Source organism: Streptomyces lavendulae subsp. lavendulae (assembly GCF_002803845.1).
Lineage (GTDB): Bacteria > Actinomycetota > Actinomycetes > Streptomycetales > Streptomycetaceae > Streptomyces > Streptomyces lavendulae.
The window spans coordinates 4,458,765-4,474,017 of record NZ_CP024985.1 but is presented as its reverse complement, the minus strand read 5'-3'; the positions used below and the strand labels follow the sequence as shown (position 1 = coordinate 4,474,017).

Annotated in this window: 18 protein-coding genes; 10 read left to right on the top strand and 8 right to left on the bottom strand. The window is 72.6% G+C overall.

Annotated elements, in window-relative coordinates:
* The first annotated feature begins 11 nt into the window (after positions 1–11).
* On the top strand, positions 12–1,070 hold the full coding sequence (locus tag SLAV_RS19650; RefSeq protein WP_030224982.1) for an AI-2E family transporter: 1,059 nt from the start codon (positions 12–14) through the stop codon (positions 1,068–1,070).
* 7 nt (positions 1,071–1,077) lie between these two features.
* Here SLAV_RS19650 and SLAV_RS19645 read toward each other — a convergent pair whose 3' ends face one another.
* Entirely contained in the window at positions 1,078–2,037 is a 960-nt protein-coding gene (locus SLAV_RS19645) for a pirin family protein (protein WP_078950071.1), read from the bottom strand.
* 189 nt (positions 2,038–2,226) lie between these two features.
* On the opposite strand from SLAV_RS19645, the gene SLAV_RS19640 reads away from it, so the two are divergent.
* On the top strand, positions 2,227–2,670 hold the full coding sequence (locus SLAV_RS19640; RefSeq protein ID WP_030224985.1) for a hypothetical protein: 444 nt from the start codon (positions 2,227–2,229) through the stop codon (positions 2,668–2,670).
* Here SLAV_RS19640 and SLAV_RS19635 read toward each other — a convergent pair.
* Genes SLAV_RS19635 through SLAV_RS19625 form a run of 3 tightly spaced genes read right to left on the bottom strand, consistent with a single transcriptional unit; the run spans position 2,667 to position 4,195 of the window.
* Positions 2,667–3,122, bottom strand: a complete 456-nt coding sequence (locus SLAV_RS19635; protein ID WP_030224987.1) for an SseB family protein — start codon at positions 3,120–3,122, stop codon at positions 2,667–2,669. The genes SLAV_RS19640 and SLAV_RS19635 overlap by 4 nt on opposite strands.
* A gap of 10 nt (positions 3,123–3,132) precedes the next feature.
* A complete protein-coding gene (locus SLAV_RS19630) occupies positions 3,133–3,363 on the bottom strand; it encodes a DUF397 domain-containing protein (protein WP_030224990.1) in 231 nt (76 codons plus the stop codon).
* Positions 3,344–4,195, bottom strand: a complete 852-nt coding sequence (locus SLAV_RS19625; protein WP_030224992.1) for a helix-turn-helix domain-containing protein — start codon at positions 4,193–4,195, stop codon at positions 3,344–3,346. The genes SLAV_RS19630 and SLAV_RS19625 overlap by 20 nt, the downstream gene beginning before the upstream one ends.
* A gap of 118 nt (positions 4,196–4,313) precedes the next feature.
* Between SLAV_RS19625 and SLAV_RS19620 the strand changes: the two genes are divergently transcribed.
* Both SLAV_RS19620 and SLAV_RS19615 read left to right on the top strand, forming a co-directional pair.
* Positions 4,314–4,520 (top strand): hypothetical protein, encoded by a 207-nt coding sequence (locus tag SLAV_RS19620; protein WP_030224994.1) that lies wholly within the window; start codon positions 4,314–4,316, stop codon positions 4,518–4,520.
* Positions 4,517–4,879, top strand: coding sequence for an ATP-binding protein (locus tag SLAV_RS19615; protein ID WP_030224996.1), 363 nt, complete (start codon positions 4,517–4,519; stop codon positions 4,877–4,879). Before SLAV_RS19620 ends, SLAV_RS19615 begins: the two co-directional genes overlap by 4 nt.
* Here SLAV_RS19615 and SLAV_RS19610 read toward each other — a convergent pair.
* Positions 4,876–5,262, bottom strand: coding sequence for a winged helix-turn-helix transcriptional regulator (locus SLAV_RS19610; protein WP_234333371.1), 387 nt, complete (start codon positions 5,260–5,262; stop codon positions 4,876–4,878). The two genes, SLAV_RS19615 and SLAV_RS19610, sit on opposite strands and share 4 nt — an antisense overlap.
* Positions 5,263–5,364: 102 nt before the next feature.
* Between SLAV_RS19610 and SLAV_RS19605 the strand changes: the two genes are divergently transcribed.
* The 4 genes from SLAV_RS19605 (at position 5,365) to SLAV_RS19590 (ending at position 10,316) form a co-directional block, all read left to right on the top strand.
* On the top strand, positions 5,365–5,994 hold the full coding sequence (locus SLAV_RS19605) for an NADPH-dependent F420 reductase (RefSeq protein WP_234333372.1): 630 nt from the start codon (positions 5,365–5,367) through the stop codon (positions 5,992–5,994).
* 172 nt (positions 5,995–6,166) lie between these two features.
* On the top strand, positions 6,167–7,993 hold the full coding sequence (locus SLAV_RS19600; protein ID WP_030225002.1) for an acyl-CoA dehydrogenase: 1,827 nt from the start codon (positions 6,167–6,169) through the stop codon (positions 7,991–7,993).
* A gap of 194 nt (positions 7,994–8,187) precedes the next feature.
* A complete protein-coding gene (locus SLAV_RS19595) occupies positions 8,188–8,922 on the top strand; it encodes a hypothetical protein (protein WP_030225004.1) in 735 nt (244 codons plus the stop codon).
* Positions 8,923–9,023: 101 nt separating this feature from the next.
* The gene (locus SLAV_RS19590) at positions 9,024–10,316 is read left to right on the top strand and encodes a M18 family aminopeptidase (protein WP_030225005.1); all 1,293 of its coding nucleotides are present in this window, start codon (positions 9,024–9,026) and stop codon (positions 10,314–10,316) included.
* A gap of 67 nt (positions 10,317–10,383) precedes the next feature.
* On the opposite strand, the gene SLAV_RS19585 is transcribed toward SLAV_RS19590, so the two are convergent.
* Genes SLAV_RS19585 through SLAV_RS19575 form a run of 3 tightly spaced genes read right to left on the bottom strand, consistent with a single transcriptional unit; the run spans position 10,384 to position 14,182 of the window.
* The gene (locus SLAV_RS19585) at positions 10,384–12,225 is read right to left on the bottom strand and encodes an NHL domain-containing thioredoxin family protein (protein ID WP_030225007.1); all 1,842 of its coding nucleotides are present in this window, start codon (positions 12,223–12,225) and stop codon (positions 10,384–10,386) included.
* Between the two features lie 57 nt (positions 12,226–12,282).
* Positions 12,283–12,951, bottom strand: a complete 669-nt coding sequence (locus tag SLAV_RS19580) for a response regulator transcription factor (RefSeq protein ID WP_030225009.1) — start codon at positions 12,949–12,951, stop codon at positions 12,283–12,285.
* Positions 12,952–12,955: 4 nt separating this feature from the next.
* Positions 12,956–14,182, bottom strand: a complete 1,227-nt coding sequence (locus SLAV_RS19575) for a sensor histidine kinase (RefSeq protein ID WP_051840218.1) — start codon at positions 14,180–14,182, stop codon at positions 12,956–12,958.
* 175 nt (positions 14,183–14,357) lie between these two features.
* Here SLAV_RS19575 and SLAV_RS19570 point away from each other — a divergent pair, with 175 nt between their 5' ends.
* A complete protein-coding gene (locus tag SLAV_RS19570) occupies positions 14,358–14,990 on the top strand; it encodes a hypothetical protein (RefSeq protein WP_051840220.1) in 633 nt (210 codons plus the stop codon).
* A gap of 43 nt (positions 14,991–15,033) precedes the next feature.
* Entirely contained in the window at positions 15,034–15,171 is a 138-nt protein-coding gene (locus SLAV_RS19565; protein WP_394298610.1) for a hypothetical protein, read from the top strand.
* Positions 15,172–15,253 lie beyond the last annotated feature (82 nt).

The following is a 15,253-nucleotide window of genomic DNA, read 5'->3' as shown; positions in this document are numbered from 1 at the left end:
CGGACGCGGCGATGGCGACCCCCCTGCTCCCCGGCCCGGTGCGGCGGCTCGCCGCCTGGTGCGCCGTCGTCCTGCTCGCCGCCGGCGTCCTCGCCCTCGTCGTCTGGCTGTGCGTCGTCCTCAAGACCGTCGTCACCCCCGTCCTGCTCGCCGTGCTCGGGACCGCCCTGCTGGGCCCGCTGCACCGGCGGCTGATCCGGATGGGGGTGCACCGCTCGCTCGCCGCCGCCCTCACCTGCCTCGCCCTCACCGCCGTCGTCGGCGGGGCCGCGTACGTCGTCGTCCTCGCGCTCGTCGAGACGGGCGACCAGATCGTCGACGCCCTCCGGCGGGCCGGGCAGGCCCTCGCCGAGCACTTCGGGGCGGTCGGCACCTCGGTGGAGGACCTCGCCAAGAACTCCGAGGGCCTGCTCGCGAAGTTCGGCGGGACCGCCGCCTCCGGGCTGATCGCCGGGCTCAGCGTGGTCGGCACGACCATCGCGATGGCGGTCCTGGCCCTGGTGCTGATCTTCTTCTTCCTGCGCGACTCCGACCGGGCCGCGGACACCCTGCGCTCCCTGGTCCCGAGCCGGTCGGGCGACCTGATGGAGGCGATGGGACGGCGCGCGTTCGAGGCCGTCGAGGGGTTCATGCGCGGGACCACCCTGGTGGCCCTCGTCGACGCCGTGCTGATCGGGGTGGGACTGCTGGTGCTCCGGGTGCCGGGCGCGGTGGGACTGGCGGCGCTGGTGTTCGTCACCGCCTACATCCCCTACCTCGGCGCCTTCCTCTCCGGCGCCGTGGCGGTCCTGGTGGCCCTCGCCGATCGGGGCTGGGTCATCGCCCTGTGGGTCCTGGGCGTGGTGCTGGCGGTCCAGATGATCGAGGGGTACGTGCTCCAGCCCCTCGTCCAGAGCCGGACCGTGCAGATGCACCCCGCACTGGTGATGCTCGCGATCACGGCCGGCGCGAGCGTCGCCGGCATCCTCGGCATGCTGCTCGCCGTCCCGCTGACGGCGGCCGCGTTCGGCATCGTCTCCGAACTCCGCACCCTCTTCCCGGAGCGGGACCCGCAGGCCCCGCTCCCCTGAGCATCCGCTACTTCGTGCGCTCCGTCGTCGGGATCCGGCCGAGCCGGCCCGCCTGGAAGTCGTCGAAGGCCTGCTGGAGCTCGTGCCGGCTGTTCATCACGAACGGCCCGTAGTGCGCCATCGGCTCCCGGATGGGCCGCCCGCCGAGCAGCACGACCTCCAGGGCCGGGGCGTTGGAGTCCTGGGACTCGTCCGCCCGCAGGGTGAGCGAGCCGCCCTCGCCGAAGACCGTCGTCTGCCCGGTGTGGACGGGCCTGCGCTCCTCGCCGACCGATCCGCGCCCGGCCATGACGTAGGCGAGGGCGTTGAAGTCCTCACGCCACGGCAGGGTGATCTCCGCGCCCGGGGTGACGGTCGCGTGGATCATCGTGATCGGGGTGTGGGTGATGCCCGGGCCCTCGTGACCGTCCAGCTCACCGGCGATCACGCGGAGCAGGGCGCCGCCGTCCAGGGTGGTCAGCAGCTGGACCTGGCCGCCGCCGATGTCCTGGTAGCGCGGGGGCATCATCTTGTCGGAGGCCGGGAGGTTCACCCACAGCTGGAGGCCGTGGAAGAGCCCGCCGCTGACGACCAGGGACTCCGGCGGGGCCTCGATGTGCAGGAGGCCCGAACCGGCGGTCATCCACTGGGTGTCGCCGCCGTTGATGACGCCGCCGCCGCCGTTGCTGTCCTGGTGGACGAAGGTTCCGTCGATCAGGTACGTGACGGTCTCGAAGCCGCGGTGGGGGTGCCAGGGGGTGCCCTTGGGCTCGCCCGGCGCGTACTCCACCTCGCCCATCTGGTCCATCATGATGAACGGGTCGAGGTGGCGGTAGTCGATCCCGGCGAACGCGCGGCGCACCGGGAAGCCCTCGCCCTCGAAGCCGCCCGGGGCCGTGGACACGGCCAGTACCTTGCGGGCCGCCGCGGTCTGCGGCACGGCCACGCGCGGAAGGGTCAACGGGTTCTCAACAGTCACTGCGGGCATGGTCAGGACCTCCTTCTGTTTCGACTTTAGTTGAAAGTCGAACTTTCTGCCACACTGCACAGAACAGTGCACCCGTCCGGCTCATTCCCGGACGGGTGCACTGTGGGGCGGCAGCGCCCTGACCAGGGAAATCCCGCTAAATGTCGTACGCATGACAACCGAAGGGCCCGCCGCGGGGTCTTACCGGACATGGAGACCCACCCGACGACCGAGCCCGATCCCGCCCCCGACGAGGCGGAGGCCGCCCCGCGCCGGCGCCTGCCCGCCCCCCTGGCCGCGCTCGGCCGGGCCGCCGGGATCACCGCCCTGGCCATCGCCATCGGCTACGCCACCCACCGCTGGGCCTCGACCGGCATGCCGCTGTCACCGCTGCCGGGATCCCCCTGGCCGTACCTCACGGCCTGGGCGGTGCTGACGTTCCCCGCCTGCCTGCTGCTCCAGTGGGCCACCGCGGGGGTCGACTACGACGGCCGCTGGCAGCTCGTGGTCCTCCCGGTCTACGCCGGGATCCGCCTGTCCCTGGCCCACCACCCGGACCCGGCCCTCATCTACGCGTACGGGGCGGCGGCCCTGGCGGCGGGCACGGCGGGCACCGCCCTGTGGCGGCGCAGACTGCGGCGGGTCGGCTCCTAGCCGTACATCCGGCGCATCGCGAAGTCGACCATCTGCTCGACGGCCTTCGCGTCGAAGACCATCCGGTGGTCGCCCTCCATGTCGAGGACGAAGCCGTAGCCGGTGGGGAGCAGGTCGATCACCTCGGCGCCGGTGATCACGAAGTACTTGGACTCCTTGCCGGCGTACCGGCGGAGCTCCTTGAGCGTGGTGAACATCGGGATGACGGGCTGCTGCGTGTTGTGCAGCGCCAGGAACCCCGGGGTGTCGCCGCGCGGGCAGTAGACCTTCGAGGTGGCGAAGATCTGCTGGAAGTCCTCGGCGGACAGCGACCCGGTGGTGAAGGCCCGTACGGCGTCCGCGAGCGAGGGCGGGGACGGCTCGGGGTACAACGGCGGCGCGTAGCCCTGCTGGGGCGGGGGCTGCTGCGCGTAGCCCTGCTGGGCGCCCGGGTTCTGGTCGTAGCCGTACATGGGCCGAAGCCTATCGAGGCCGCGGGCCGCCCGGGGCGGGACCGCCCTTTAGGGCCTCGACGAAGGGGGCCCAGGCCGCCGCCGCCAGCACGAGGACGGGCCCGCCCTTCCTCTTCGAGTCCCGGACGGGGACGAGGCCGGTGACTCCGTCGGCCACCTCGACGCACTCGCCGCCGGTGCCATTGCTGTAGCTGCTCTTACGCCAGGAGGCGGACGCCAGGTCATTCTCGGTGCTTGCCATGTCGGAAGTCCTCTGCAGCCGCGTCGATCCTCGCAAGGGACGCCTCAGGTGACAGCGCGGCAGCCCTGAGCAGATCGTACGACCTGCGGTACTCCCTCACGAGGGACGGAAATTCGATGAGTTGACCGCTGTGCAGGCCTTCGGTGTACACGACGGGGGGCGCGTCACTGAAGGTCATCAACCGCACCATGCCCATCATGAACGGGTGGGCGGCCGCGGTTTCCGGAACGATCTGCAAAATGGAGCGGGTTGTCCTGACCACGCCCGCGATGTGCTCAAGCAATTCGGCCATCGCCTCCGCCGGCAGCACGGGCCTCCGAAGCAGCGACTCGTCCAGGATCCCCCAGTACTCCGGCGGGTTCTCCCGCCTGAAAAGGCTGGCCCGCGCCATGCGCGCGATCACCTTCTCCTCGACCTCGCCGTCCAAGGCCCGAGGCATCGCGGCCCGGGTGAGGGCCCGCGCGTACGCGGCCGTCTGCAACAACCCCGGCACCAGCATCGGCGCCCAGTCCTCGATGGTCTGCGCATCCGGTTCCATCTCCGCGACGTCCGCGAAGTACTCCGCATGCCCGGACTGCTTCGCCTTGCGGGCATCTTCACAGCGGCGCTCGAAAAAGCCGTCCGTCCCCAGCTTCCGGTCCACGTGCCGGGCCAGATCCAGCGGCATCCGCCGCTCGCCATGCTCGATCTGGCTGAGGAACGGAACCCCTCGGAAGCTGCCGTCCGCGAGCTGATCGAGCGTGAGTCCGGCGGCCTCCCGCTTGAAGCGCAGCTCCGCGCCGTAGAAGCAAGGAACACTCGCCGACGCGTCCGTGTCCTTACGAGCAGGCACAACCCACCACCGCCATTTGCCACTTGACCAGCGGAACTCGAAACCCTTCCCACGGTACGCGGCGCCGCGTCAGCCTGTGAGGGCTTCGTCACACTCCGCACAGGAACGGACGTCCCCCATGAGCGACCACGACGGCGACCGCGTCGCGATCACCGCCCTCACCGAACTCCGCGCCGCCCTCGCGGCACACGGGATCGCGCTGCCCTCGCTGGACCTACACCTGCCCTCGTACGCGGCGAGCGGCACCCGGCCTCCCCTGATCAGCCTCGGCAACTGCAACCCCGCCACCGCGCAGCGGATCGCCGACGCGCTGGCCGGCCGGTGAGCCTCACGATCCGGGTGCTCGCAGTCCCCGAGGCGGCCCCGCTGCTGCGTCACGCCGTGCGCGAGCACCTCGGGGCGGAGTCGGCCGACGCCGAGCTCTGCGTCAGCGAGCTGCTGGCCAACGTGATCGCACACCTCGGCGAAGGCACCCCCGTCACCCTGAGGGTCACCGGAAGGGCAGCCCGTACGCGGGTCGAGCTCACCGACCCCGATCCGTACCGGCGGCCCGCGCCGCGGCAGGCCGCGGAGACCGACGAGTCCGGGCGGGGCCTGGCCCTGCTGGCCGCCGTGTCGCTGCGCTGGGGCGTGCGGCGGGAGCCGGCCGGCAAGACCGTCTGGGCCGAACTCCCCCGCTCCTAGCGGGCCTCGTACCGGTCCTGCGCGGCGAGCACCGCGTCCGCGTACCGCGCGGCCCAGGCGCCCATCCCCCGCATCGGGACCAGCAGGGCCGTACCGGCCTCCGTCAGGGCGTAGTCCACGCGCGGCGGGGCCTCGGCGTACGGGCGGCGCTCGACCAGGCCGTTGTACTCCAGCCGCCGCAGCGCCTCGTTCAGCACCTTCGGGCTGATCCCGCCGATCCGCGCCACCAGCGCGCGCGGCCGCATCGGGCCGTGCGCGCCGAGCGTGAAGACCACGACGCTGTCCCAGCGCTTGGCCAGCACCTCGAAGGCGACCCGCGCCCGGCAGTCGGCCGTGTACGGGAGGTCGGGCAGGCCCGCGGTCGGGTCGGTCGGCATGTCCATGCGGCCATCCTGCCCCGGGCGATGGACACCGGGCGGTGTGCGTCGGCCTCCGTAGCGTCGGCCACTCGACGAGGAGAGGGGTGGACCGTGCGGATCGGTGTCATGGGTACGGGAGGAATGGCGGCGGCCCTGGGCGGCGCCTGGGCGCGGGCCGGGCACGAGGTGTTCGTGGGCGGCCGGGACACGGCGGCCGCGGCGGCGCTCGCAGGGCGGATCGGGGCGGCCGGGCACGGGACGCCGGCCGGGGCGGCGGCGTACGGGGAGGTGGCCCTGCTGGCCGTACCGGCCGGGGCGGCCCCGGAACTGGCCCGGGAGCACGCGGCGGCGCTGGCCGGGCGGACCGTCGTGGACTGCACGAACGCGCTCGCCCCGGGACCCGGCGGGGTGATGCTCACGACCGGCGCCGGGGAGAGCGTCGCGGGGCTCATCGCGGCCGCGGCGCCCGGCGCGCACGTGGTGAAGGCCTTCAACCTGGCCCACGTGAGCATGTGGGACCGGCTCCCGGTCACCCAGGACGGCGCCGCCCCGGCGGTGCCGTTCTGCGCGGACGACCCGGTGGCGGCGGGGCGGGTCGAGGAGCTGATCACCGGGATGGGGTGGAGCCCGATGCCCGCGGGCGGGCTGGACCGGGCGGGGTACGTGGAGGCCACAGCCGCCTTCGTGATCGGCGTCTGGTGGGCGGGCGGCTCGCCGCGCCTGGCCTTCCCGGAGCCCCCGGCGGCCGCGGCCTGACGCCCCGGCGCCGCCGGGCCGGTGCCCCGGCGCCGCTCCAGCGTCCCTGGCTTGACGCTGGTCACAGTCTTCGGTGAAGGGTTGCGCCTTATTACCGACGGGTAGCATCATGACGTTACCGATTGGTATGTACGAGGAATCTGTCTCCCCGAGCCTTAACGGAGCCGTCGCCATGGGGCACTACAAGTCGAATCTCCGCGACATCGAGTTCAACCTCTTCGAGGTGCTCGGCCGCGACAAGCTGTACGGCACCGGTCCCTTCGAGGAGATGGACACCGAGACCGCCAAGAGCATCCTGGCCGAGCTGACCCGCCTCGCGGAGAACGAGCTGGCCGAGTCCTTCGCGGACGCCGACCGCAACCCGCCGGTCTTCGACCCGGCCACCAACACCGCGCCGGTCCCGGCCACCTTCAAGAAGAGCTACGAAGCCTTCATGGAGTCCGAGTACTGGCGCCTGGGCCTGCCCGAGGAGATCGGCGGCACCACCTCGCCGCGTTCCCTCATCTGGGCGTACGCGGAGCTGCTGCTCGGCTCGAACCCGGCCATCTGGATGTACTCCTCCGGCCCGGCGTTCGCCGGCATCCTCTTCGAAGAGGGCAACGAGGCGCAGAAGAAGGTCGCGCAGATAGCCGTCGAGAAGCGCTGGGGCTCCACCATGGTGCTCACCGAGCCGGACGCCGGCTCGGACGTCGGCGCCGGCCGCACCAAGGCCGTCCAGCAGGAGGACGGCTCCTGGCACATCGAGGGCGTCAAGCGCTTCATCACGTCCGGTGAGCACGACATGGAGGAGAACATCCTCCACTACGTCCTCGCCCGCCCCGAGGGCCACGGTCCGGGCACCAAGGGCCTGTCCCTCTTCCTCGTCCCGAAGTTCCACTTCGACTGGGAGACCGGCGAGCTGGGCGAGCGCAACGGCGTCTACGCGACGAACGTCGAGCACAAGATGGGCCTCAAGGCCTCCAACACGTGCGAGATGACCTTCGGCGACCAGCACCCCGCCAAGGGCTGGCTGATCGGTGACAAGCACGACGGCATCCGCCAGATGTTCATGATCATCGAGTTCGCCCGGATGATGGTCGGCACGAAGGCCATCGCCACCCTCTCCACCGGCTACCTCAACGCGCTGGAGTACGCCAAGGAGCGCGTGCAGGGCCCGGACCTGGCCAACTTCATGGACAAGACCGCGCCCAAGGTCACCATCACGCACCACCCCGACGTGCGCCGCTCGCTCATGACGCAGAAGGCCTACGCCGAGGGCATGCGCGCCCTCGTGCTGTACACCGCCTCCGTCCAGGACGCGATCCAGCTCAAGCAGGCCGCGGGCGAGGACGCCTCCGCCGAGATCGGCCTGAACGACCTGCTCCTGCCGATCGTCAAGGGCTACGGCTCGGAGAAGTCCTACGAGCAGCTCGCCCAGTCGCTGCAGACCTTCGGTGGTTCCGGTTACCTCCAGGAATACCCGATCGAGCAGTACATCCGCGACGCCAAGATCGACACCCTGTACGAGGGCACCACGGCGATCCAGGGCCAGGACTTCTTCTTCCGCAAGATCGTCCGCGACCAGGGCGCCTCGCTGAACATCCTGTCCGAGACGATCAAGAAGTTCCTCGCCGAGGGCCCCGGCGGCGACGACCTGGCCCCCGCCCGCGACGCCCTCGCCAAGGCCGCCGTGGACCTGGAGGCCATCGTCGGCCAGATGATCGTCGACCTCACCGCCACCGGCGAGGACGTCAAGAACATCTACAAGGTCGGCCAGAACACCACCCGCCTGCTGATGGCGTCCGGTGACGTGGTCGTCGGCTACCTGCTCCTCAAGGGCGCCGCCGTGGCCGCCGAGAAGCTGGCCGGCGCCTCCGCCAAGGACGTGGCCTTCTACACCGGCAAGATCGCCGCCGCGAAGTTCTTCGCCGGCCAGGTCCTGCCGGGCGTCTCCGTCCAGCGCGCGCTGGCCGAGGCCGTCGACAACTCCCTCATGGAGCTCGACGAGGCCGCCTTCTAGACCACGACCCGCGCCGCCCCGGCGGACGGCGCACACGGTGGACGCGCAGTGGCCGGGCCCTCCCGCACGGGGGCCCGGCCGCTGGCGTACCCGGACCCCGTGACGGGCGCCGCACCCGGACCCCGTACCCTGCCCGTCACCCCCGTCACCGGCGGCTTTCCCCGTTGTCGGTCGTTCATGGGACGCTCGTAGACATGAGTCCGCAGGAGCAGCACAGCAGCAGGGGGTATTCCGTCCCCACCGGGCGGCCGTACGCCCTCAAGGAGCTCCAGGCCAATGTCGGCGCCCTCGGCGACCGGATCACCGAGCTCTACGACGGCGCGCACCCCGCCGAGTACGACCCCGTCGCCGACGCCCTCTACGTCGCCTTCCAGACGGCCGCCGGACTCGCCCCCGCCAAGAGCTACACCGGCTGTCCCGAGCACCCCAACGGCGCCCTCGACCCCGAGGCCCCCGAAGGCTGGGGCCGCTGCCTGATCTGCAACGACCGCCGCCGCCTCGGCCGGCGCCTCCAGGGCGGCCGCCAGGCCGGCCCCGCCCCCGCGGGCGAGCAGCGCCGCCTCGGCTACCCGGTGCCCGAGCCCCCGTACACCCTCGACGTGCTCCGCCGGTACCTGCGCACCATCGACGAGCAGCGCTTCCACCTCACCCTCGGCTCCCCCGACCAGGACTTCGTCCGCATCGCCGACGACCTGCACCGCGCCTTCATCGTCGCCCGCGAACTGTCCCGGCCGCGCAACGCCTCCGGGTGCTCCGAACACCCCGGCGCGCCCATCGACCCCGATGCCCCTCCCGGTGAGGCCTGTATCTTCTGCGCCGGGCGCAAGAGACGCGCGCAGCGCCCGCCGCAGACCCCCGAGATGCTCCCGCGCATCCGCCGGGGCGAGCGTCGGCAGTTGCAGCGCAGATTCGAGCGGCCACCGGGCTGAGAGCGACGGGGCAGCGGGGCGACCGACCCCCGGCCCCCGACCCTCCGGCTATCCGCCGCAGTCCGGCCATGGCGAACACGACCGTCGTTAAGGTGAACCACATGAGCTCTCCCGCCCGCTTCGACCGCGGCCACACCGACGACCTGATGACCTTTCTGACGGCCAGTCCGTCGCCGTACCACGCCGTCGCCAACGCGGCGGAGCGGCTGGAGAAGGCAGGCTTCAGGCAGTTGTCGGAGCAGGACGCCTGGGACTCGGGCACGGGAGGCCGGTTCGTCCTCCGCGGCGGCGCGCTCATCGCCTGGTACGTGCCCGAGGGCGCGTCCGCGCACACCCCCTTCCGGATCATCGGCGCGCACACCGACTCCCCCAACCTGCGGGTCAAGCCGGTACCGGACACCGGCTCGCAGGGCTGGCGGCAGGTCGCCGTGGAGATCTACGGGGGCACCCTGCTCAACACCTGGCTGGACCGGGACCTGGGCCTGGCCGGGCGCCTGTCCCTGCGGGACGGCACCGAGCGGCTCGTCAACGTGGACCGCGCGCTGCTGCGCGTCCCCCAACTCGCCGTGCACCTCGACCGGTCGGTGAACACCGACGGCCTCAAGCTCGACAAGCAGCGGCACATGCAGCCGATCTGGGGCCTCGGCGACGCCCGCGAGGGCGACCTGATCGCCTTCCTGGAGGAGGAAGAGGGCCTGCCGCAGGGCTCCGTGGCCGGCTGGGACCTGATGGTCCACTCCATCGAGCCGCCCGCCTACCTGGGCCGCGACCGCGAACTGCTCGCCGGTCCCCGCATGGACAACCTGCTATCGGTGCACGCGGGCGTCGCCGCGCTGGCCGCCGTCTCGGCGGGCGGCGCACTGGACCACATCCCGGTGCTGGCGGCGTTCGACCACGAGGAGAACGGCTCGCAGTCCGACACCGGCGCCGACGGCCCCCTGCTGGGCAACGTGCTGGAACGTTCTGTCTTCGCCCGCGGCGGCTCCTACGAGGACCGGGCCCGCGCCTTCGCCGGCACGATCTGCCTCTCCTCCGACACCGGGCACGCCGTACACCCCAACTACTCGGAGCGCCACGACCCTTCGCACCACCCGCGCGCCAACGGCGGCCCGATCCTGAAGGTCAACGTCAACCAGCGGTACGCGACGGACGGCAGCGGCCGGGCCGTGTTCGCGGCCGCCTGCGAGCGGGCCGGCGTGCCGTGGCAGACGTTCGTCTCCAACAACTCCATGCCGTGCGGCACCACCATCGGCCCGATCACCGCCGCCCGCCACGGCATCCAGACGGTCGACATCGGCGTCGCGATCCTCTCGATGCACTCCGCCCGCGAACTGTGCGGCGCGGACGACCCGTTCCTCCTCGCCAACGCCCTGCTGGCCTTCCTGGAGGGCTGACCGTTCGGCCGACCGGCCGGTGACCGGCGCGCCGTGTGCGCGCCGGTCACCGCCCACCGGTCCGCGCTCAGGCGTCCAGACCGGCGAGGACGAGCGGGAGACGCACGGCGCCGTCCGCGACCACCCGGACGGGCACGCCCCAGTCCTGCTGGTGGACGTGGCAGGCCGGGTACTCGTTGGCCGGGTCGTCGTCGCAGGAGGCGGCCATCGCCGACACGTGCAGGACGCCCTCGGTGACCTCCGGGTTCAGCACGAGCTCGCGGAACAGGTCCGAGCCGGGGCCCTCCCCCTCCGCGAGGAGTTCCGGCGGGGTCGAGGAGACCAGCAGCCGGGTGGAGGGGCCGTAACGGGTGTCCAGCTTCTGCCCGGCCGGGGCCTGGAAGACCACGTCGAGGCGGAGCGTGCCCGGGGCGACCTCGGTGGCGGCCCGCTGCGTGCGGTGGGCGACCGCGTCGACCCGTACGGCCTCCTCGGGCAGCCGCAGCCGGGTCAGCCGGTGCCGGGCGGACTCCACGACCACGATGTCCTCGCCGACGAGGACGGCGTCGCTGGGCTCGCGCAGGTCGGTGGCGAGGGTGGTCACCTGCCCGGTGGCCGGGTCGAACCGCCTCAGCGCATGGTTGTACGTGTCGCAGACCGCGACCGAGCCGTCCGGCAGGGCGGTCACCCCGAGAGGGTGCTGGAGCAGGGCCTGGGCGGCGTCGCCGTCGCGGTGGCCGAAGTCGAACAGCCCGGTGCCGACGGCGGACCGGATCGCGTACCCGCCCTCGCCGTCGGGCTCCGCGTAGCGCAGGGAGCTGGTCTCGGAGTCGGCGATCCACAGCCGGTCCCCGGCGGCCGACAGCCCGGACGGCTGCGCGAACCAGGCCTCGGCGGCGGGGCCGTCGACGAGCCCCTCGTTGGTGGTCCCGGCGGCCACCCGGACCGTCCCCGCCTCGGGGTCCCAGGTCCACAGCTGGTGCACGCCGGCCATGGCGATCCACACCCGGCCCTGCCACCAGGCCACGTCCCAGGGGGAGGACAGGTCCACCTCCAGGGCCGGCCCGGAGGTCGGTGACCCCTGCCACCACTGCCGCCCGGTCCCGGCGACGGTCTCGACGGCGCCCGTGGCGGGGTCGAACACCCGCAGCGCGTGGTTGACGGTGTCGGCGACCACGACCCGGCCGTCGGGCAGCAGCGCGAGCCCCTGCGGCTCGCTGAAGGCGTCGGGCCCGAAGCCCCGCTCCCCACTGCCGATCCGGCGCACGACGCTCTCCCCGTCCGGGGCCAGCTCCACCAGCTGGTGCCGCGTCGAGTCCGACACGAGCAGGTTCCCGTTCGCCAGCAGCACCGCCTTGCCGGGGAACCGCAGGTCGGTCGCGACGGGCTCGGGCGCCACGTAGGGCCCGTCACCGCGCCGCAGGGTCCCCTTGGCCTCGTGCTCGGCCTCCAGCTCCTCGACGAGCCGCGCGATGGCGTGCGCGTGCCCCTCACCGGCGTGCTGCGCGACGACGTACCCCTCGGGGTCGATCACCACCAGCGTCGGCCAGGCCCGCACGGCGTACTGCTTCCAGGTCGCGAGCTCGGGGTCGTCGAGCACGGGGTGATGCACCTCGTACCGCTCGACGGCATCGACGACGGCCGCGTGGTCGGCCTCGTGCACGAACTTCGGCGAGTGCACCCCGATGATCACGACGGTGTCGCGGTGCTTCTCCTCCAGCTCGCGCAGCTCGTCGAGGACGTGCAGGCAGTTGATGCAGCAGAAGGTCCAAAAATCGAGAATCACGATCCGTCCCCGCAGGTCAGCGAGGGTGTAGGAGGTGCCTCCGGTATTGAGCCAGCCGCCCTTGCCGATCAGCTCGGGGGCACGGACTCGGGCACGTCGGCGGGGCGCGGGCGCAGGGGTGGGCGCCGGGGCAGCATCGTTCATCCTTCAAGCTTGCCATCCGCCCGTGAACACGGGATCACGCCGCTGCGAACCGGCTGCTCAGGCCTTGCCCGCCAGGCCGGTCTCCCAGGCCCATGCGGCGATGCCCACCCGGTTGCGCACCGCCAGCTTCGCCTGGATGTTGGCGACGTGGGTCTTGGCGGTGCCCGGCGAGATGAACAGCTCGGCGCCGACCTCGGCGTTGGTCAGTCCGCGTGCGACGAGCAGGGCGATCTCCCGCTCCCGCGCGGTCAGGGGGTCGGCGGCGGCGGCCGGCGGCTCCGGAGCCGGTCGGGGCTGCGGGGCGGAGAGGCTGCGCAGCAGCCGGACCGTGAGCTGCGGACCGATCAGGGTGTCCCCGGCCATCGCCGCCCGTACGCCCTCGATCAGCAGGTTGGGACCCGACCGCTTCAGCAGGAAGCCGCAGGCCCCGTTGCGCAGTGCGGTGTGCACGTAGTCGTCGAGGTCGAAGGTCGTGACGACGACGACGCGGACGGGGTGTTCGGCGGTCGGGCCCGCCAGCAGCCGGGTCACCTCCAGGCCGTCCAGGCGCGGCATCCGGATGTCGGCGATGACGACGTCGGGCCGCAGCGTACGGGCGAGCTCGACCGCCTCCGCACCGTCGGCGGCCTCCCCGACGACGGTCATGTCGGGCTGCGAGTCGAGGATGAGCCGGAAGCCGTTGCGCACGTCTTCCTGGTCGTCGGCTATCAGGATGCGGGTGGTCACGGGGTCATGATGCCGTGGCGTGCGGGCCGGTGGCGGGGAGGACCGCGGTCACGCGCCAGCCGTCCCGGTACGGCCCCGAGGCGAAGGTGCCGCCGAAGGCGCGGACGCGTTCGGCCAGCGCGAGCAGTCCGCCGCCGCCCCCGGTTCCCCGTTCGAGGCGGGGGAGCCCGGGCAGGTGCGCGGAGCGGCCGCGGCCACCGTCGTCGGTGACGCTGACCTCGACGTTCGTACCGTCCGTGCTGAGCACGACCCGTACGCCGGCCGCTCCCGGCGCGTGCCGGCGGACGTTGGTGAGCGCCTCCACCACCACCCGGTGGACCGTGGCGGCCCCTTCGCGGGAGAGGGCTTCGGTGACGCCCGGGGCCAGGTCGAGTCGGGCCCGGACGTCTCCGGTTTCGCCGAACCGCTCGACGACTTCGGCGAGTTCGCCGGTGCCGGGGAGGACCGTACGGGCCACGGTCGGGTCGCCGCCGTCGCCGCCGTCGCCGTCGCCGTCGGTGCCGTCGGTGCCGTCGGTGTTCCGGTCGGACGTGCGCAGCATCCGGACCGTACGGTCGATCGAGGCCAGTGCCGCGAGTCCGGCCCGCTCGATCCGCTCCAGTGCCTGGATCGCCGCCGCCGGATCGTGCTGGGCCACGAACCGGGCGGCCTGGGCCTGCACGACGATGCCGCTGACGTCGTGGGCTACGAAGTCGTGCAGATCGTGGGCGAGTTCGAGCTGCTGGGCGCGGCGCGCGGCAAGGACCGCCTGTCTGCGGCGGTCCTCCATCAGCCGGGGATAGCCGCCGACGACGACCGCGCCGGCGATCGGCACCGACCAGAAGGCGATCACGCCCAGGTACTCGAAGAAGGAGGAGTCCGGTACGAGCGGGACGGTCCATACGGCGACGGCCGCGGCGCCGAGCCCGCCGCCCGCCAGGAGCCGGCGCCGGGGCGAGCGGCGCACCGCCGCCGTCAGCAGCAGCAGTACCGCTCCCACGGCGACCAGGTGCCACACCGACCCTTCGGTCGTTCCGCGTCCGGGCCAGGCGAACGTGGCCACCAGGAGCAGCAGGCCGGCGGCGCCGGTGGCGGCCCCGGTCCACTCGTGCGACCGCGGCCGGCAGCCGAAGGCGGCGAGGGCGACCGCGACGGCCGCGAGCGAAGGCACCGGCCGTACGCCCAGGAAGACCGCGGCGACGCAGCAGGCGACGGTCACGGCAGCGACGACGGCACGGTCCCTGGTCTTCACGCCCACGACCTTAGGGGCCGGCGGGGTCCGGGGCCTCTGCCGAACGGCATAGAGGGGCTGCCGGGCCCCGGAGCGGATCTCCCCATCGGCCGATGGCCGCGGACCGGGCCGGCGGCGGAGGCTGGTGCCACACCGAAGAGCGGCCCGACCGGCCGCCGGAGCAGGGGAGTTCGTCATGTTGCGCAGCACCACCCTCCGTACGTCCGTCGTCGGCATCGCCGCACTGGCCGTCATCGGCGGCCTCGCCGTTTCCGCTTCCGCTTCGGCGCCTTCCGCTCCGGTCTCGGACGAGGCGCGGAAGGCGCCGAAGGAGTCGAGCCTCACCGGCTCCGCCAAGATGTTCCGCGCGGACGGCCAGCAGGTCCGCTTCGCCTTCGACGCACACGGCTTCGCACCGGCCGAGCCCGACGAGCCGGGCGCCCCGGCCGGCACCTCGCGCGGCACCTTCCGGCTCAGCCACTACACCGCCGACGGCACGCACGGCGCGTACGCCGAAGGCCGTATCGACTGCCTGCTGACCGGCGGTCCGGTCGCGACCGCCACCGGCGTCATCACCGGCTCCGATCTGCCCGGCGCGATCGGCAAGCGCGTCGGCTTCACCGTCTACGACGGGAAGGGCGACGGGAAGAAGGACCGGGTCGGCTACAGCTGGGCCGTGGGCTCCATCCCCACGATGGACGTGCCGAAGTGCCTGAGCGCCGCGCCGTACGAGACCGTCGAGAGCGGCGACTTCAAGGTCGAGCACGTGCTGCCGCCCAACCCGTCGGGGAACTCGGAGAAGACGGGGACCGCGGGGATCGAGGAATGAGAGCGGCCATGGAGCACGAACCGAGCCGACGGGTGGGGCGCTGTTGCCCGACGAGACCCTGCCCGACCAGACCCTGCCCGGCCGGCTCGGGTGCACCGGGGTCGACCGCCCGCACGCGTTCGGGACGCCGGTGCGGCTGCCGGAGCCGTTCGGGATCGAAATCGACACCAGCGGGCCGTAGACCCTGCTCGCTACCCACGGTAATGGGCCGCTGACGCGCCCAACCGGAACTGGTGTGCGTGCTAGCTTTTCGGGCCGTGGCG

Coding starts and splice junctions, on each gene's coding strand:
- SLAV_RS19570 (WP_051840220.1), top strand. CDS start 14,358: ATGTTGCGCAGCACCACCCTCCGTACGTCCGTCGTCGGCATCGCCGCA.
- SLAV_RS19640 (WP_030224985.1), top strand. CDS start 2,227: ATGGAGACCCACCCGACGACCGAGCCCGATCCCGCCCCCGACGAGGCG.
- SLAV_RS19620 (WP_030224994.1), top strand. CDS start 4,314: ATGAGCGACCACGACGGCGACCGCGTCGCGATCACCGCCCTCACCGAA.
- SLAV_RS19585 (WP_030225007.1), bottom strand. CDS start 12,225: ATGAACGATGCTGCCCCGGCGCCCACCCCTGCGCCCGCGCCCCGCCGA.
- SLAV_RS19595 (WP_030225004.1), top strand. CDS start 8,188: ATGAGTCCGCAGGAGCAGCACAGCAGCAGGGGGTATTCCGTCCCCACC.
- SLAV_RS19635 (WP_030224987.1), bottom strand. CDS start 3,122: ATGTACGGCTACGACCAGAACCCGGGCGCCCAGCAGGGCTACGCGCAG.
- SLAV_RS19600 (WP_030225002.1), top strand. CDS start 6,167: ATGGGGCACTACAAGTCGAATCTCCGCGACATCGAGTTCAACCTCTTC.
- SLAV_RS19610 (WP_234333371.1), bottom strand. CDS start 5,262: ATGGACATGCCGACCGACCCGACCGCGGGCCTGCCCGACCTCCCGTAC.
- SLAV_RS19605 (WP_234333372.1), top strand. CDS start 5,365: ATGGGTACGGGAGGAATGGCGGCGGCCCTGGGCGGCGCCTGGGCGCGG.
- SLAV_RS19645 (WP_078950071.1), bottom strand. CDS start 2,037: ATGCCCGCAGTGACTGTTGAGAACCCGTTGACCCTTCCGCGCGTGGCC.
- SLAV_RS19630 (WP_030224990.1), bottom strand. CDS start 3,363: ATGGCAAGCACCGAGAATGACCTGGCGTCCGCCTCCTGGCGTAAGAGC.
- SLAV_RS19650 (WP_030224982.1), top strand. CDS start 12: ATGGCGACCCCCCTGCTCCCCGGCCCGGTGCGGCGGCTCGCCGCCTGG.
- SLAV_RS19590 (WP_030225005.1), top strand. CDS start 9,024: ATGAGCTCTCCCGCCCGCTTCGACCGCGGCCACACCGACGACCTGATG.